Genomic DNA, 17,021 nt, shown 5'->3' with positions numbered 1-17,021 from the left:
GCAGCATCCCTCGGGGCATCCTTATCAAACAGGCGGATTGCCCCGCTTGAGTTAATATCGACACTAAGTGATGCCTAAACAATTTGACCTACCTCTCTTCTGGTATCGGTAGGGATTGCCCGCAGGTTTTGCACCGGCCAGTCTCTGATTGCGTCTCGGAATGGATATGTTCGCGAATGTGATTTGCGGCGCGGTGCGAAAGACCCAGTTGCTTTCTCAGCGTCTCGATTTCCTTTTCTTCATCCTCGCAGATACCGCCATCTTCAAGGGCTGCCCGAAACTCACGTTCCAGCCTTGCCCGCCGCCGGTGCAACTGATCGTTGAGACCGCTGGCGATGATCCCTGCAGGTAATGCAGCCATCCCGATACCGATCACTGTAATCGCAGCACCGAACACTTTTCCCGCCACTGTGACCGGCGTTACGTCGCCGTAGCCCACGGTGGTCAACGTCGCCATGGCCCACCACATGGCTGCAGGGATCGAGCCGAAGGCTTCGGGTTGCGAGTCATGTTCTGCAATCCATGCCCCGCTGGCCGCAAAAATCAGCATGACCATCAGAATGAAGAAGCCAGCAAAGAAAGACCCCGCCTCTTCCTCGAATACCGCAAACAACATCCCAAGCGCTGGCGAATATCGGGTCAGCTTGAGCAGCCGCAGCATGCGGAATGTTCGCAGGATGCGAAGGTCCATCGGGAAAATCAGGTAGAGCAGCGCTGGTAAAATCGCCAACAAATCAATCACGGCCAGTGGAGATCTGATCCAGGCCAAACGGGACTTGTAATTCGGATCTTCCGGCGCAACCCACAGGCGCGCGGCATATTCTGCCACGAAAACAACCAGCGAAACCGTCTCAAACAGGTCAAGGGCCGTGTGCCACTGCGAGTAAATGGATGCGACCGTCTCAAGAATGACCGCCGTTACATTGAGCGAAATCAGAAGAATCAAGGAAAGCTCAAGCAGCCATGGACCGGTAGCACTGCGATCAGGGCGTTCTAACCACCAGTAGAGTTTCGCCCGCAAGCTCGTGTGCTCTGATGTTATGTTATTCATCGCAATACGTCATCCAAGCCGGGTCAAGAGAAATGCAACCTGCGAAAACAACGCTGCGCCCGGTTAAAGTTACCCTCCAAAGAAGGCACATGCAGCAGGATATTGAAACAGGAAATGGTCCTCATGCAGGCGCACGGGCGTATACTTCATCGCTCAAATTCAAGATCAGTCATTCTTTGATCAGATGCATGGCAAGCAGAGAATTCTCAACTATTGATTGTCGCTTCGCAAATTCGAGGGTTTTTCCCAACCCAATTGCGTCAACTGTTGAACTACAGCTTCAGCGTTTGCTTCTTCGCTATGAATGTTCTTAAGCATCATATCAACTGGCGCATCAGGCCAGGCTCGTTCGAGTTCGGCAAGCTTTGCGCGGGCCTCCTTTTCAAGGCCAAGTGCTGACATTGCGGCGGTAGCGTACGCGAGCGATGGGGCACTCAAAGGATCTCCGAATTGTTTTGCAGCTTCGAAGCTTTCAATCGTTTGATGGTAGTCGCCAAGATGGAAATGTGCTGCTCCGGATAAATTTCGGTTTGCAAACCTCTGATTGCTCGAACCAAGCAAAGATTGCCGATCCGCGATTTCGACTGCCTCTTCAAATTCGCCAGAAAACAGGGCTACTGCACCAAGAAAGTCCAGAACGGCACCATCCGTTGCATCCAGTTTAGACGCACGTCTGCCCAGCGTGATGGCAGCTTCGTAATCACGGTTCGCAAAGTAAGCCCAACTTTTAGCGGATTGGCTCCAGGCCTGATCTGGCGAAAGCCTTACGGCCTCGTCGGCGAACTCCATGGCGGCCTTTGCATAGGTGTCCTTTTCGTCAGATGGCGCGGACAAAACTGCCAGCGTCGCCGACGCCTGTGCAGCACCCGCGTAACCTCCAAAATAGTCAGGGTCCAATTCAATCACGCGCTCGAATACAGACAGGACAAGTAGCTGGCGCGGGCGGTCAAAGATCGGGAAAATCATCGACCTCGCCTGATTGGCAAGATTGAAAGCTTGTAGCGCCGCGGGTGACTTTTCATAGATAGCAGCACGCTGTACTAAGTTTGGGTCGGAAGAAATGTTGTTTTCCGACACAGGCACCTGAACCACGGCTGGCTCATTCTGAACCAAGTAAACCGCCAAGATTGCGCCAACGACCCCACCCAAAGTGAATGCTGCAAAGGGCAGCCAAGGGTTCCTGACGTTTGCCTGCTCAGGCTTTTCCCGGTTTTCTGGAGCCATATCAAACCGGGGACGATACCCGCCGGTGTCTATGTGCAGACGAATGGGGTCGTGCTTGCCGATACCTTCGTAGTGCAACTCCAGCAGCTGCCGAAGGCGCCGCGCATCAACGCGGACAACATTCTCAGGATCTACCCCTTCTGCCGGGTCCCGGCCATAAACATCCTGCGCAATGGTTTTGCCGCGAATTTCCGCGCCTCTCCCGGCCAGTTCTTCCTCGACAATGTATGTCAAAAACGCCCGCAGCCGCTCAGCACCTTCCAAATGGGGATCATCCAAAAGGCGCGCGAGGGCTTCGCGTTTTTGTTGATCTGAAAACTGGCTCACAGAAACTGTCACATTCTGATTTTTGCAATTAAACTGGCGTGAGTCACCTTAATTTTCACCGTGAGTCACTTACGTGTGTGCGGGGTAAGTCGCACAATCGCCTGAGATTACACCGGTTGTGTGACATTTCCGACAAAAGCTCATGCCGCCATCTTGTTCGTCCAAAAGGGGGAAAGAGACTATGGTACGACTTTCGCACTTTCCGGTATTTAGCAAACATTTCGCGATTGGCATGGCTTTTGGCGCTTGGGCTGTTGCCCCGCAATCCATTACCGGGGCTGCTATTGAGCTTTTGTCACCAAGCGCTGCCTACGCACAAGAGACCGAAGAGGTCTCTCCGACCAAGGTTCGCGACCGTCCGCGTGAAGCGTAATTACCCGAACACAGAAGATCTCGCCGAGGACGAGATGCGGGTAATTGCATGCGGAACCGGCATGCCCACAACACGAGCGGCACAGGCTGCGGCGTGTTTCCTTGTTGAGTTGGGCAATGGAGACAAGTTCTTGTTCGATATCGGTTCCGGTTCGGCCGAACGGATCTCATCCCTACAGATTCCCTATAATTATCTGGACAAGGTCTTTATTGGTCACCTGCACACCGACCATTTCGGCGCGCTGCACGATCTGTTCATTGGCGGTGCATTGATGGGCCGGAACGTACCGCTTCGCGTCTGGGGACCGAGCGGCCCAGCCGAAGAATTAGGTACCGCATATGCGCTTGATCACATGCAGAAAATGTTGACTTGGGACCTTGCTGGCCGCGCAGGAAATGTCGATTTCCGAGGCTATTCGATGGACGTGACCGAGTTTGACTACAAGCTGGAAAACGAGGTTATCTACGACGAAAATGGGGTGCAGATCAGGACCTTTCCGGCCATTCACTCAATTGACGGTGCTGTCAGCTATGCTCTGGAATGGAATGGTTTGAAGTTCGTCTTCAGTTCGGACACCTATCCCAACAAGTGGTTTAAGGAATATGCGAAAAACGCTGACCTTGCGATTCACGAGTGTTTTATAGCGGTGCCCGAACTGGTTACTAAGATGAAGTTCACGCCCGAGTCTGCTTTGCTTGTGGGGACTCAGGTGCACACAGCCCCCGAAGCTTTCGGCAAGGTGATGAGCGACATCCAACCTCGTATGGCGGTTGCCTATCACTTCTTCAACGATTTCGACACATCTTCCGGCGTCTATGAACGCATTCGGTCGACCTATGATGGCCCCCTTAGCATGGCCGACGATTTCATGGTCTGGAACGTAACCAAGGACGACATCACGGTTCGTATGGCGGTAACTGAAGAGCGTACCTGGTCACCTCCGTTGGCCGCCCCCGCAGAAACACCGTCGCAGGACGACAAAGCGGAGTTTGCAGAGCGTTCAGGCATTTCTTTGGAAGCAATGCAATTTTCAGACTTTACGAAACAAGGATATGACGACGTGGACGATGTCCTTCGCCCGATCTTCGAGGAAGCCTCGGAAGCAGTAGGGCAAGAGTTTCCGTACCCGGGCGACGAATAAGATGATTAAGAACCGGCACATGACTTTGAAGCGCTCCGGTCAATCGGACTCTGGCTTGAGATATACCCATGCAAACAATCAGGAAATTGGCGTCACTACAGATGTTCGTTGTTGGGCTGACTATCGCTGCAGCCCCAATGGCAAGTGCTCAGTCTTTGGCACGCTCACAGGAAGACGAAGGACGTTGGCGGCATTCGATTACGCCTTATTTATTCCTTCCGCTCAGCACTAGGGGCACGTCCACAATAGCCGGAACAAGTGTCGATTTGGACCTGAACCTGAGCGAAGTTTTTGACGTTTTACAAGGCGCAGCCTCGGTCCGTTACGAGGGTTGGAACGGAGATTTCGGGATCATCTCCGAGGCGTATTATGTTCGGCTTGGTGATGACGGAACTCTGCCCGGCGGCAGGGCGGACGTCGATGTTGATGTCCGGCAAACCTTTGTCAACGTTCAGGGAGCCTACCGGTTCGCGCATGGGGCTAATGCGTCTGGGCGGCGCTATGCAGCAGACGCCGCAATCGGTGTTCAGTGGAACCGTCTAAAACAAGAGATCGACATAGCTGGTCCTGGCCCCGGTGTAACCCTGGGTGGAACAGAAGACTGGTTCGAACCGATGATCGCGCTGCGTTATGCGGTCGAAATCAACGATAAATGGAGCTTTGCCAGCCGCGCCCAACTGAGCGGCTTTGGTGTGAACGGAGATGACCTACAATACCTGGTTCTGGCCGGTTTCGACTGGAAAGGTTGGGAAAACACGTCCCTGCGGTTTGGTTATCAGTTTTATGGAATTGACTATTCCACTGACCGCTCGGATGGGGAGTTCGCCTATGATGTTGATCAGAACGGTTTATACGCTGCTGTCGCGTTTCATTTCTGACGCTGCCAAGCGTAGTTCAGCTGGGCTATTTGGTCTCGCGAGCATGATCTTTGTGGCGTTCACCCCGAAGCCCCTCCTGGCTGACCTTGTTTCGCCATACGGTGGTGAGACAGCACCGAACTTTGTTGAACTTTCAGTTGAAGCGGACCATGTCAGGGTTGCCCTCGAAATTGATCTGAATTCCTACCCGCTGTTCGTGGTGGCCGATGATGGTTCCGGCATATCCTTGGCCGAACGTACGGCGCAAAACTTCCATGTTGAAGCTGACGGTTCTGAATTGCCGCGTGTAGTTAACACAATAGATGTTCGCCCACGGGTCCTGCGCCAAACTGCGGCCAGCACATTCGTATCCCCGCGACCACGCAGCGAAAAAGTCGTCTTCGTGGAAATGGAGTTTCCATTCGAGCGCCCTCCGGAACGGATCACATTTACTCCGCCTCTCAACAATGATGGGATTCCGTTAGCTTCAATTGGCGTAGTCGCCGAGCACCTCGGCGTACCGGTGACGGATTACCGTTATCTGTCGCAAGCCGAAACAATGTTGCCTGATTGGGATGATCCCTGGTTCACCGTATTTGAAAACCCGAACCTGACCCGCCACCACAAGTCCCCGCTAATGTCATTTCTGACCATGGAACCCAGAGAGGTGCGGCACGAGATCATCTTTCGTCTCCAGGATTTTGAGGCGTGGTCCGGCCTTGACCTTGGTGGAACGCACCGATTGACGCGTGAAGATGTGGCAAGCATCAAGTCCGCAGCCGCCGCATTCTTCAAGAACAAAATCCCCGTAACCATCGATGGGACATTAGTGCAGCCTGAGGCCGTGAAAGTGTCACGCATCAAAGTCGGTGCGGAAGGTTTGCTAGTTCTACCGGACGAGGCTGAAGCAAAGCGCAAGACGATGCTACTGGGCGTCGTTTTATCCTATCCAAACCGATCACTGGCCAATCGCGTTGAAATGACTTGGCAGCTGTTCCCCGAGGGTTTGGACGTCATTCCAATAACATTAACTGACCCGGCAGGCGGCGTACCATCGCAGGTTTACCGTTCGGATCCCACAGTGGTCTGGCAAAACCATCTGACGAAGTGGGAAGATCCAAAAACGCGTCCGGTGATCGTGAAAACGGCAGGCTTACCCGAGATGCCGCTAGTCGCAATGGCATTGGGCATCGCAGCGTTCATCTGTGCCGCTCTTGCAAGTCAGAGCACGGCAAAAAAACGTCTGTTTCTTATTGGCGTGTGCGGCGCTGCCAGCGCAGCTGCGATTGTAACCTTTCCTCAAAAACAACCCTTACCATTCGTACCTGCACCCACCCAGGACGAAGCCGCGTCTCATCAAGTGATGCATAGTTTCCTGACCAATATCAGCGCCGCGATGCTGGAACCTCGGGATGTGCAGTTCAAAGACGCGCTTGAGCCCTTTGTTGACGTTAGCAATCGCAACGATGTCGGAACAGAAATGCGTCGCGGACTGTCGGTCACTCTCCCATCGGGCGCATTGGCACGGGTGGACGATATTTCAGATCTGCAAGTAGAAAGATTTTCTGCTGACACAGGCAATAATCAGCACCAAGTCCTAGCCAATTGGACAGCTGAGGTTAGCGGAGGACATTGGGGACATCTGCACAGGCGGGCGGTCCTCTACCGCGGTATGTTCGACATCTCGAGATCTGGTGATCGGTGGAAGCTTGATGGCCTGACGATCATCAGTGCCAAAGCAGAAGGATAAACCCATGCGAAATCTGAAGTGTCTCCTTCTTGCAATACTGGCGGCCTTTACCTTCGTGTCTCCTGACAAGGCAGCGGCGCATTTCAACCTGAATCAGAATGTACGCATCCATCACGTGGTTCATTCTGACGATGGTCTTGACGTCTATCTTCGGTTGCCGATGCCTTATCTGGTGGCCGAACTTGTTGGCCCCGAAGGTCCGGATGGGTTGCCCATGCCCGCGCCGTACACGTACAACCAAATCGAAGACGGCGTATTGATGCATTATGTAGATCAGAGTGCGGTACGGAGTGATCCGAGCGGTCTGGCACGCATTGCCATCAAGGCCTTTTCACTAACGGTACATGGTCAGGAACAGGACGCAAATCTTGTTGCAATCCGCCTGCATCCATTAGGTCAGGAACCCGGCTTTGCGTCGTTGGACGAAGCACGCGCGGCATTGGCTGCCGGAGACATTTTTTCCACGACCGAAGAAACCTATGTCGGTGCTTTCATGGTAGATCTGCACCTGCATTTTGCAACGGGGCAAGTTCAGGAATACGGCGTGTCGTACAACTCGAACCCCGGTCTGGAGGGACAGGAGGATACTGCGAACCTGATCCTGGATTACAACGGACAGGACGTTCGAACATTTCGGGCAACCGGCCTTATGCATGATCCGGTAAATATATCCGGGTCGGTCACCGCTGCTGCATCGACGTTTTTCGTTGAGGGGATACGCCACATTCTGGAAGGCCCCGACCATGTTCTGTTTGTACTCTGCATGATCATCGGGGCTCTGAACCTGCACAGTCTTCTGGCGCGCGTCACCGGATTTACCCTTGGCCACACGGTGACATTGATCCTTGGCTTCTTTGGTTTCGCGCCGAGTGGTGCGTGGTTTATCCCCACTGTCGAATTGGCGATTGCGCTGTCGATCATCTACGCTGCGGTGATGGCCGTCCGACCACCAGAGCGTGGTCACGGGGACCTGAGGGCTTTTGCTATCACTTCGGGGATAGGATTGCTGCACGGGTTCGGCTTTTCTTTCATGCTGCATCAGATTCTGCGTGTTGACGCACCGAACGTCTGGCACAGCCTTCTGGCATTCAATGTCGGTGTAGAGTTTGGGCAATTGATGATTGTTCTCTTGGTCTGGCCGCTGGTGCTGTTTTTGCGTAGGCAACCCGGTCGCATCTGGGCCAGCTCTCGCGCTGCAGTCGCCGCCTGTGCCTGCCTGATCGCAATGGTCTGGGTCGTTGAGCGGGCCGAGTATTTCCTGTGATGCGTTTCACGGGTGAGTTTCTCGATAGTCCGCGAAACCTGCGATGTTTCGTAGACTGCCACCGCAGATTGGGGCGGCAGTGCAATTCCACTGGTGGGGAACCCTTGCGAAGGGCGGACGCAAGAGATGTTTAAGGGACCTTTTCCCGGCAATCCCCTAAGCTTCGATTTAGGAACCGTCGGAAACTTCCGCTTCGAACCAAGCCGTCAGACGCGCCAAAGCGCCATTTTCATCGCGAAATGGTCGGTGCTGTAAAAAATAGGAATAGTTCCGGTCGGAAATGGCTGGCCCGAGCTGTAGAATTTCACCATTGGCCAGTGCTTGATCGACGAGACCATGCCAACCCAAGCCGACGCCTTCCCCGCGCCGGACTGATTGCAACAGGAAAGGATAGGCATCGAATTCGGGTTTCCGATCAAAAAACGGTGTTTGCAGTCCCATACGGTCAAACCACCCTTGCCAAGTCAAAAAGCCGGACTCCCTGACATCAAAATGCAGGAAAAGCGACGGCGGTAGCTGTGAGATGTTGTCCTTTGCTTCCGGGTAGGCAGCGAGAAAATCAGGGCTGCAGATGGGGAACACTTCGGACTTGATCAGCGGAATGAACGGCCGATCCGGCAATCCGTCAGTATCCCAGACCACGGCGGCGTCCAATCGGCTCAGGTCGATATCGCCCAACTGGTCGGTTGTGACGACCCGCACTTTTGATCCACCCAAATACTCCCGAAGGTCCGAGAATCGCGGCATCAACCATTGGTCGGCAAAGCCGAAAGAGCAGGCCAGCGTCACCTCCTGCCGGTCGGGGGGCGCCGAAATCTCGGTCCAGACCTGATCCAGATGACCAAAGCCCAGAGCCACAGCGTCGGCCAGCCGGACGGCGGCGGTGGAGGGAACAATCTGGTTGTTGTTGCGTTCGAAAAGTGCCTGCCCCAGACGGCTTTCGAGCGTTGAAATGTGCCTTGAAACAGCAGGTTGACTGAGCCCAAGTTCCTCGGCCGCGCGGGACAAGCTGGCATGGCGCACGGCGACCTCAAGAACCAGCAAGGCATTCAGTGAGCCAGAGATTGGGCGAATTACTCTTTCCATAACAATTTGTTATACACTGCATGATGTTTTGACCAGTGTACTTTCAGCGGGTTTGCCGTTCATCTGAGCCGAAATCGCAAGCCCCTAACGAAAAGTCTGTGTGAAGCTCTCATGACCCACCGTCCCCTGTCCCACATTCGCGTCCTTGATTTCGGGCAATATCTGGCCGCCCCTCTTGTCGGCATGATGTTGGCCGACATGGGGGCCGAGGTCATTCGGATCGACCCGCCAGACAGCCCTGCCTTTGACGACCCGGCCTTTCAGATGATTTCGCGCGGGAAGAAAACCCTGACATTGGATCTGAAAACAGATCAGGGACGAGAGACCGCGATAGAATTGGCCAAACGTGCCGACGTGGTGATCGAGAATTTTCGACCGGGGGTGATGGATCGTCTTGGTCTGGGGCCAAATGTGCTTCGGTCCGCCAATGATCAACTGATTTATCTCTCCATGCCCGGCTTCGCCTCGACCGATGCGGAACTGGCCAAACTGCCCGCGTGGGAGGCCGTGATCGCCGCTTATACCGGGCAATTCACCGATATGGGCCTGAACCGACGGCTGATGGGGATTAACCCGTCCTTCACGCCGCTGACGCTGGCCTCGGCCTATGGCGCCAGCTTTGGGGCCATGTCGGTTCTGTTCGCCCTGAATGCGCGTGAACGTAACGGCGGGGATCATATAGAGGTGCCGCTGGCCGCCGCATTGCTGGAAGGCCTGATCTACAATTGCGAACAGATCGAGGACTACCCAGAGCGTTACAAGTCCCCGCGCGAAACTGAGCTGGACCGGCGCGCGGCTGAAGGCTTGCCAATGAATCTCGAGTTCGATGAGCTGTCCGAATTCCTCGATCCGTTTTACCGCACATATACCTGCGCCGACGGGCGAGGGTTCTATGTTGTCTCGGGCTCGATCTCCACGCACCCGCGTCGCGTGCTGGAGACGCTGGGGCTCAAGGATCTGGCGGATGAGTTGCCTGATTTCTCTGCTTATCTGGACACCAAGGACTGGCCCGCTGAATGGTCGATGCGAAACTACCCGGTTGGGGCCTCTGACCGTGCACGCGTATCCTCGGCGATGAAAGAGGCATTTCTGACCCGCCCCGCGCATGAGTGGGAAGAGCTGTTCGGCACAGCCAAAGCCCCGGCCACCGCGCAGCGGTTCAGCAAGGAATGGTTGGCCGATCCCCACGCACTGGCCTCTGGTCTGGTTCTGCGGGTCGCAGATGCGCGCCACGGCGAGATGCGCCAGATGGGCAACGTGGCTTGGCTGTCAGGGGATGACGCGGCGGCAGACAAGAGCGGGCCGACGGCTGCGGATTTGGACGCGTTGCTTGCCGCGGCACCGCGCGCCAGCGGCACCACTGGCAGCAGTGGTTGGCTGGACGGCCTCAAGGTTCTGGACCTGGCCAATGTCATTGCGGGGCCGACCATCGGTTCAACTCTGGCGCGCTATGGGGCAGAAGTGACACTGGTACAACCGGTTGAGCCCTCGGTCGATCCCTGGAACACGGTCGTATTTGGCATCCACGCCCAAAGAGGCAAGGAAAGTATCCTGCTGAACCTGCGCAGTGACGAAGGGCAACAGGTTCTGGCCAAGCTCATAGCCGAATCCGACGTGATCACGATGAACGGCACGGATGAGCAGCGCGACAAGCTGGGGCTTTCCCTCGAACGGCTCAGCGCGATCAACCCGCGCCTAATTCTGGTTCAGTTGGACGCGTTCGGCGGGCCGATGCGGGGGCCGAAATCCGATCACCTGGGCTATGATGACCTGGCGCAGGCGGCGACCGGCGTCATGGTACGCTTTGGCGGCGGCATGGATACACCCGAAGAACATGCTCACTTCGGAACAATCGACGTTCTGACTGGTTTTTGCGCCTGTGCGGCGCTGGGTGGTGCGCTGCTGCGGCTACGCGAGACCGGGAAAGGTGGCATTGCGCGCGCGTCTCTGGCAGCGGCGGGTAACCTCATTCAGGCGCAGTTCATGTATGACTATGAAGGCCGCGCGCCGTTTGACGAACCCGCGGGCCGCGAGGCGCTGGGTTGGGGGCCGTTCTATCATTGCTATGAAGCTGCGGATCAGTGGTTGTTCTTCGCCGCACCAATAGAACAGCGGACTGCGCTTGCCCGTGTCCCGGAGCTGGCGGACCTGGAAGAGGTACCGCTGGACGATCTACATGAAGCCTTGGCAGAGCGGTTCAAAACGCGGCCCCTTTCGTTCTGGGAAAAGGCATTCTCGGTAGGTCAGAGCACGGTTGTCCCGCTCGCGTCCCTGCACGAAACACGCGACAAAGCTCTGCAGCTTGAAAGCTCGGGTGACATCGATCTTTCAGATGCGACCTTCCGCGTCATCCGGCACGATCAACACCCTATGGGCCGCTGGTGCGATCTGGTTGCCCCAAATGCGGTGCGGCCGCAATCTGGAAAGATCCGTATTCCGGGGCCCATGCCGAAGTACGGGCAGCACACACGGACCATTCTGGAGCGGCTGGGCTTAGAAGGCCCGCAGATTGACGAACTGATCGCTGCCGGGGCCGCAGGCACAAGTTGGTCGGAAAAATATCTACCCGAATAGCCGGTCCTTAACGGGCGGACCCAAGGGGGCCCGCCCGCTACCACTTCCAAAGGAAAAGTTTGCGCTTCATCCAAGCGGGATGATTTATGCCCAAACAAGCAATGGCTGTCAGTATGGAAGGATTTCCCGACCCATAAGGCTGCATTCTTCAGCAGACAGCGCTGGTGCCGCCATGGTTTTAGTTCATTTGCTTCCAACCGCTGAAGGCTCTGCCATGTGACGCCCACCGTCACCTGCGTCGGATCGGCGTTCGGCAGATATGTGCCCCTGAAAGGGGGGGCGTGGATGCCTGACGGATAGTTCATCGGATACGTGATACCAATCAGATGGAATAACATGGGGTCAGGGCTGATTGACTTGCGGTTCCCAGCATGGGTGACGGTCAGAAAAAAAGAATTTGACTGTAACCCCGAAACGCGAGACGACGCCGTTTTATCCGCGCTCTCCCTACGCGGTGGCCAAGCTCTATTCCTTTTGGATCACCGTGAAAGATCGCAACGCGTATGGCATGTATGCCTGCAATGGCATCCTGTTTAATCACGAAAGCCCGCGCCGCGGTGAGACCTTTGTCACCCGCAAGATTACACGGGGTTTGGCCAATATCGCCCAAGGGCTCGAATACTGTATTTACATGGGCAATATCAACAGCCTGTGCGACTGGGGGCACGTGAAAGACTATGTTCGGGTGCAGTGGATGATGCTGCAACAAGACCGGCCCGAGGATTTTGTTATCGGCACTGGCAAACAGTACGCCGTGCGCGAGTTCATCACCTGGTCCGCACGTGAGTTGGGAATAGATCTGGAATTCAGCGGCGAAGGTGCAGAAGAGATCGCGACCGTTTCTGCCGTTACTTCGGACATGGCCCCAGCCATAAAACCTGACGATGTCGTGATGCGCATCGACCCGTGCCACTTCCGGCCTGCAGAGGTGGACGCGTTTTTGGCCGATCCCTCAAAAGCCAAAGAAAAACTTCGCTGAGTACCCGAGATAACCGCCCAGGAAATGTGTGCAGAGATGGTGACCGAGGACCTCAAGGCGGCCCGTCGCCATGCGCTGCTTAAAACACACGGCATGGACGTCCCTGTGAATGTCGAGGGCTGATGCGATGAAAATCTACGTCGCAGGCCACCGCGGCATGGTCGGCAGCGCGATCTGCCGGACGCTTGAAACCCGCGCAGGCGTGACGCTGGTCACGCGCACCTCGTCCGAGTTGAACCTGATCAATCAGGCGGAAGTCGCGGCCTCCATGGCAAAGGAGCGCCCCGATCAGGTGATCCTGGCCGCAGCCAAAGTGGGCGGGATACTGGCCAACGAAACCTATCTTGGACAGTTTATCTATGAAAACTTGATGATCGAGGCCAATGTGATCCATCAGACCCACGCTGCAGGCGTTCAATCGCTGCGGCAATTGGGGTCAAGCTGCATATATCCCAAACGAGCCCTATGCCATCACCAAAATCGCAGGAATCAAGCTATGCGAAAGCTATAACCGTCAATACGGGCGGGATTATCGCTCGGTTATGCCCACAAACCTCTATGGGCCAAGCGACAAATTTCACCCATAGAATTCCCATGTCCTGCCTGCCCTGAGCCGCCGTTTCCACAAAGCCAGGGAAGCAGGCTCAGACGAAGTCTCTATCTGGGGCACATGAACACTATGACGCGAGTTCTTGCATGTCGACGACATGGCTGCCGCCAGCCTTTTTGTGCTGGACCTGCCCAAGACTGTATATGACCGCGAAACAGAGCCGATGCTAAGTCACATCAATGTCGGGACTGGTACCGACGTGACAATCCTGAAATTGGTCCAAACAGTCGCCCGCGCTGTTGGATATTAAGGTTCAATCAACACTGACCTCAGCAAAGCCGACGGCACGCTGTGCAAGTTGATGGATGTCAACCGTCTTGAACGTTTGGAATGGAAGGCAAGTATCACCCTGCAAGAAGGGATCGCCGAGACTGATCGCTGGTTTCTTGATAACTCCACCGCCTTTAGAACATAGTGGATTCAATGAGTTCGCTCATTCATCCCGTTCTACGGCGGCTCTTCCACACGGTTGCAGCCGCTGCCGCGCAAGCCAGCTGGAACGATCATGGTCCGCAAGGGGTCATGATGGAACATTCCTCCCAATTTATATGACTGCCAATCGGTCGACAAAAGTGCGAGCATCCTTCACAATAAAGCCCTATGACACGCCCACTGATATACCGGGCTATCGCAACGTTGTGGCTGAGGAACCAAACAGCCTTCTTCAACAACTATGCGGCGAAAACAGCCTGACGCAGCCTTGCAAACGTTTTCTGGATATGCCTTATCCGCAGAAAGCGGAAATTGGCTAGGCAAGCCACGCAAAATGACGCCTGAATGTGACCCACCTTTCGTGGTTTCTGAATACTTCGACGCCTTGAAAAGAGTTTCTTACCAAATTGATATCTCCAGAAAACGGAAAACGAATGTCGGACAAGGAATTTAACGTGCCCAATGGCAATCAGCGACGGGTTCTCGTGACTGGCACAGCCGGTTTCATCGGTTTCCATCTGGCAAAGCTTTTGCTTGCAGAAGGTTTCCGCGTGCATGGCTTCGACGGTATGACCGATTATTACGATGTCGCCCTCAAGCGGCGGCGTCACGGGCAATTGTTGCAGCATCCAAGCTTTGCCGCGACCGAGGGGATGTTGGAAGATGCCGCTCTTGTCGACCGCGTGGCAGATGATTTTCAACCAGACGTCATTGTTCACCTGGCTGGGCAGGCAGGCGTGCGCTACAGCCTCGAAAATCCGCGCTCGTATATCGACAGCAATGTTGTTGGTACATTCAACATCATGGAGGCTGCACGGCGACTTGAGGTACAACACTTGCTGATGGCCTCAACCAGTTCGGTTTATGGCGCCAATGAAGACATGCCTTTTGTTGAAACAGAAAAGGCCGACGCGCAGCTCACCATCTATGCCGCAACAAAAAAAGCTAATGAAAGCATGGGCCACTCCTATGCGCATTTGTGGAACCTGCCGACAACGATGTTCCGCTTTTTTACTGTTTACGGCACATGGGGGCGGCCCGATCTGGCGCTGTACAAGTTCGTGGATGCTATCCTGGATGGTCGTCCTATCGACATCTACAACCACGGTGAAATGTATCGAGACTTCACCTATGTCGATGACTTGGTCCGCGGCATCCGCCTTCTGATCGACGCGGCGCCAGAACGGCCTAACAGCCGGGATGACATTCCTGAATGGGATAGCCTTTCACCGGTTGCACCGTACCGTGTGGTAAATATCGGAAACTCGGACAAGGTGCGGTTGTTGGACTTCGTGGATGCAATCGAAGACGCGTTGGGTCAAAAGGCCATTCGCAACTACATGGAAATGCAAAAGGGTGACGTCCCAGCCACTTGGGCAAATGCAACGCTATTGCAGGAACTGACCGGCTACCGCCCTCAAACGGATTTCAAAGACGGTATCGCCCGATTTGTTGCGTGGTTCCGGGAGTATTACGGGAAATAACGGTGTTTTCTTTCTGAAAGAACGCGAGCCCTTGGGAAATTAAGATATAAACGCCCTTGCTGGCTTGGCTTTTGCGAAGACCCCGGGTGCCCGGAGCAGATCACACGGATCACGTGGCTCCGCAGGAGGCCTGCAACATTCGCAAGATCGCGCCGTAGCAGCGGGATTAAGAAACGAGCACCGTGACCAAGGCCGGGGATGTCAATCCGAGGTGAGCATTGTGTCAGGCTGCAACTCCTCTCGGCAGATTTGCTTTGCAAATCGCCTGGCCGGCTGTGGTCATGATAAGTCGCGACCGGTCGACATGGCTCCAAACATGGGCAGCCCAGCTCGCCCAACGCTGAGGCCGGAAAACAACAATGGTCGCCCTCGCGCATCGCAGTCATTCTCCGTCGAATGTGGATCGATGGCACCGTATTCCAGCCCGGCGCGGCACCGAACACCGCCTTTTGATCTATACTTTGCCTGCCAGGCAGCAGACCTTCGAGGTCCCGCAGGGACGTGGTTCCGATGATGCCGAGATCTGGACCGTCGCTGACTTCCGTCAAGCTCGCCTATGAGATAGGCACATCGGAAACACATCGAACCAGCATCATGTTGGCAGCCGTCGCGCTGACCACGAACCGAAGCATGTACCCGAAGGATCTCAATCGAAGGCCGTGACAGAAAGCAGGGCGGACACTAACAAGGAAAAGCTACACTGCATTGGCGGATCAATTATTCTGCGCAGTACAGCTTGACTGAGACGGCTCCGTTACCGAAGTCCTGACCCCAATAAGCCGGGCAGATCATACGCTGGTTTTTTTAATCACTCGTAGGTCGAATGCATAAATTATACAAAATTTTTTCAAAATGTAATTCAGCACTGTTGACGATCCAAAGAGAAAATTACTAAAGACTTAGTGAGAACTCGATTCTATTTATGCGTGTCTAAAGCGACGGCGCTTAGGACCTTCAACCGTTATGTTTGATTTCGACTCACCTAACCAAGAAGCCCCAGAATCTGACACTTTCCAGCGTTCCGCATCGCCAGGCCCTGGTGTCTTCTTCACTCTGGCAAAACGTGTGTTTGATCTCGTGGTCAGCGCACTGGTCCTTTTACCACTCACGATGCTGTGCGGAATTGTCCTGCTCATCTTGAACCCATTTTGGAACAAAGGGCCATTGATCTTCTCACAGGAGCGAATGGGACGGAAATGCGTACCCTTCACGGCATACAAGTTTCGGACAATGCGCCCGACCGAAAAGATCACACGAAGTGCGAACTGCCCATTGGAAGAAGATAGGATCACTCCGCTTGGCCGTTTCCTACGCAAGTCCCGCATTGATGAGCTTCCGCAAATTATCAATGTTTTTAAGGGTGAAATGAGTCTAATCGGCCCACGACCAGACTATATCGAGCACGCCCGAAATTACCTGTCGCACGTGCCCGGATATCAGGCACGACACTACGTACGGCCGGGAATCAGCGGTTGGGCGCAAGTCGAACTAGGATACATCGAAGGCACGGACGCGACCCGTCAGAAAGTTAAAGCAGACCTGTACTATATCGCCAATACTGGATTATCTATGGAGGTTCGGATCGTGTGGCGGACCCTGTCGATCATGCTACGTCGCGGCGGGGCTTGAACTAGCATCAATCCGGGTCTAAACCCCGGGCTCAAGAGTTCTTGATAGAGGCCGGTCTTGCTATCGCTGCAGTTCAGGTGGGCTAAATAGGCAAATCCCTGCCTTACACATCCTTATGGCGCGTTCTTGCGTCAACCCTGATCGCGTGGTGCAATGTAATCGTCCCTTGGTTGCAAAACGAGACACTTACTCCCTGATTAATTTGAGTGTATTGATTTTGGGTTTGTCAGAGGGGTTTAT

At 54.8% G+C, this 17,021-nt stretch carries 11 protein-coding genes and 2 pseudogenes; 10 read left to right on the top strand and 3 right to left on the bottom strand.

Annotated features, from left to right (window positions below; all coding sequences use genetic code 11):
- Positions 1-88: 88 nt before the first annotated feature.
- Positions 89-1,051 (bottom strand): ion transporter, encoded by a 963-nt coding sequence (locus GOW98_RS20425; protein ID WP_217359666.1) that lies wholly within the window; start codon positions 1,049-1,051, stop codon positions 89-91.
- A 210-nt stretch (positions 1,052-1,261) separates the two neighbouring features.
- Positions 1,262-2,602, bottom strand: a complete 1,341-nt coding sequence (locus GOW98_RS20420) for a tetratricopeptide repeat protein (RefSeq protein ID WP_170335504.1) — start codon at positions 2,600-2,602, stop codon at positions 1,262-1,264.
- Between the two features lie 181 nt (positions 2,603-2,783).
- On the opposite strand from GOW98_RS20420, the gene GOW98_RS20415 reads away from it, so the two are divergent.
- The 5 genes from GOW98_RS20415 to GOW98_RS20395 all read left to right on the top strand — a co-directional run bounded on the left by GOW98_RS20415 (position 2,784) and on the right by GOW98_RS20395 (position 7,987).
- Positions 2,784-2,975, top strand: coding sequence for a hypothetical protein (locus GOW98_RS20415; protein WP_170335503.1), 192 nt, complete (start codon positions 2,784-2,786; stop codon positions 2,973-2,975).
- Positions 2,965-4,116 carry a guanitoxin biosynthesis MBL fold metallo-hydrolase GntH gene (gene gntH, locus GOW98_RS20410; protein ID WP_367646875.1) on the top strand — a complete coding sequence of 384 codons (1,152 nt, stop codon included), beginning with the start codon at positions 2,965-2,967 and terminating at the stop codon, positions 4,114-4,116. The genes GOW98_RS20415 and gntH overlap by 11 nt, the downstream gene beginning before the upstream one ends.
- A 68-nt stretch (positions 4,117-4,184) precedes the next feature.
- Positions 4,185-4,994: an OprO/OprP family phosphate-selective porin gene (locus tag GOW98_RS20405; RefSeq protein ID WP_217359665.1), complete on the top strand. Its 810-nt coding sequence runs from the start codon at positions 4,185-4,187 to the stop codon at positions 4,992-4,994.
- A complete protein-coding gene (locus GOW98_RS20400) occupies positions 4,945-6,723 on the top strand; it encodes a hypothetical protein (RefSeq protein WP_170335498.1) in 1,779 nt (592 codons plus the stop codon). Before GOW98_RS20405 ends, GOW98_RS20400 begins: the two co-directional genes overlap by 50 nt.
- Before the next feature lie 4 nt (positions 6,724-6,727).
- Positions 6,728-7,987, top strand: coding sequence for a HupE/UreJ family protein (locus tag GOW98_RS20395; protein WP_170335496.1), 1,260 nt, complete (start codon positions 6,728-6,730; stop codon positions 7,985-7,987).
- A gap of 168 nt (positions 7,988-8,155) precedes the next feature.
- On the opposite strand, the gene GOW98_RS20390 is transcribed toward GOW98_RS20395, so the two are convergent.
- The gene (locus tag GOW98_RS20390; protein ID WP_170335494.1) at positions 8,156-9,073 is read right to left on the bottom strand and encodes a LysR family transcriptional regulator; all 918 of its coding nucleotides are present in this window, start codon (positions 9,071-9,073) and stop codon (positions 8,156-8,158) included.
- 111 nt (positions 9,074-9,184) lie between these two features.
- Here GOW98_RS20390 and GOW98_RS20385 point away from each other — a divergent pair, with 111 nt between their 5' ends.
- The 5 genes and pseudogenes from GOW98_RS20385 (at position 9,185) to GOW98_RS20365 (ending at position 16,781) form a co-directional block, all read left to right on the top strand.
- On the top strand, positions 9,185-11,647 hold the full coding sequence (locus tag GOW98_RS20385; RefSeq protein ID WP_170335492.1) for a CoA transferase: 2,463 nt from the start codon (positions 9,185-9,187) through the stop codon (positions 11,645-11,647).
- A 406-nt stretch (positions 11,648-12,053) separates the two neighbouring features.
- A pseudogene (locus tag GOW98_RS20380) lies at positions 12,054-12,749 on the top strand (GDP-mannose 4,6-dehydratase); the annotation flags it as partial.
- A 4-nt stretch (positions 12,750-12,753) separates the two neighbouring features.
- A pseudogene (locus tag GOW98_RS20375) lies at positions 12,754-13,651 on the top strand (GDP-L-fucose synthase family protein).
- 451 nt (positions 13,652-14,102) lie between these two features.
- Positions 14,103-15,152 (top strand): NAD-dependent epimerase/dehydratase family protein, encoded by a 1,050-nt coding sequence (locus GOW98_RS20370; RefSeq protein WP_170335490.1) that lies wholly within the window; start codon positions 14,103-14,105, stop codon positions 15,150-15,152.
- Positions 15,153-16,115: 963 nt separating this feature from the next.
- Entirely contained in the window at positions 16,116-16,781 is a 666-nt protein-coding gene (locus GOW98_RS20365; protein WP_170335488.1) for a sugar transferase, read from the top strand.
- The last annotated feature ends 240 nt before the right edge of the window (positions 16,782-17,021 follow it).

Source organism: Ruegeria arenilitoris, assembly GCF_013032445.1.
GTDB lineage: Bacteria > Pseudomonadota > Alphaproteobacteria > Rhodobacterales > Rhodobacteraceae > Ruegeria > Ruegeria arenilitoris_F.
Note: the sequence above shows the minus strand (reverse complement) of the source record. Positions and strands in the feature narration are given on the sequence as shown.

Excerpts from the sequence above, each read along its gene's own strand:
- GOW98_RS20390 (WP_170335494.1), bottom strand. The coding sequence starts at position 9,073 with ATGGAAAGAGTAATTCGCCCAATCTCTGGCTCACTGAATGCCTTGCTG.
- GOW98_RS20395 (WP_170335496.1), top strand. The coding sequence starts at position 6,728 with ATGCGAAATCTGAAGTGTCTCCTTCTTGCAATACTGGCGGCCTTTACC.
- GOW98_RS20405 (WP_217359665.1), top strand. The coding sequence starts at position 4,185 with ATGCAAACAATCAGGAAATTGGCGTCACTACAGATGTTCGTTGTTGGG.
- GOW98_RS20385 (WP_170335492.1), top strand. The coding sequence starts at position 9,185 with ATGACCCACCGTCCCCTGTCCCACATTCGCGTCCTTGATTTCGGGCAA.
- GOW98_RS20370 (WP_170335490.1), top strand. The coding sequence starts at position 14,103 with ATGTCGGACAAGGAATTTAACGTGCCCAATGGCAATCAGCGACGGGTT.
- GOW98_RS20365 (WP_170335488.1), top strand. The coding sequence starts at position 16,116 with ATGTTTGATTTCGACTCACCTAACCAAGAAGCCCCAGAATCTGACACT.
- GOW98_RS20400 (WP_170335498.1), top strand. The coding sequence starts at position 4,945 with ATGATGTTGATCAGAACGGTTTATACGCTGCTGTCGCGTTTCATTTCT.
- GOW98_RS20415 (WP_170335503.1), top strand. The coding sequence starts at position 2,784 with ATGGTACGACTTTCGCACTTTCCGGTATTTAGCAAACATTTCGCGATT.
- GOW98_RS20425 (WP_217359666.1), bottom strand. The coding sequence starts at position 1,051 with ATGAATAACATAACATCAGAGCACACGAGCTTGCGGGCGAAACTCTAC.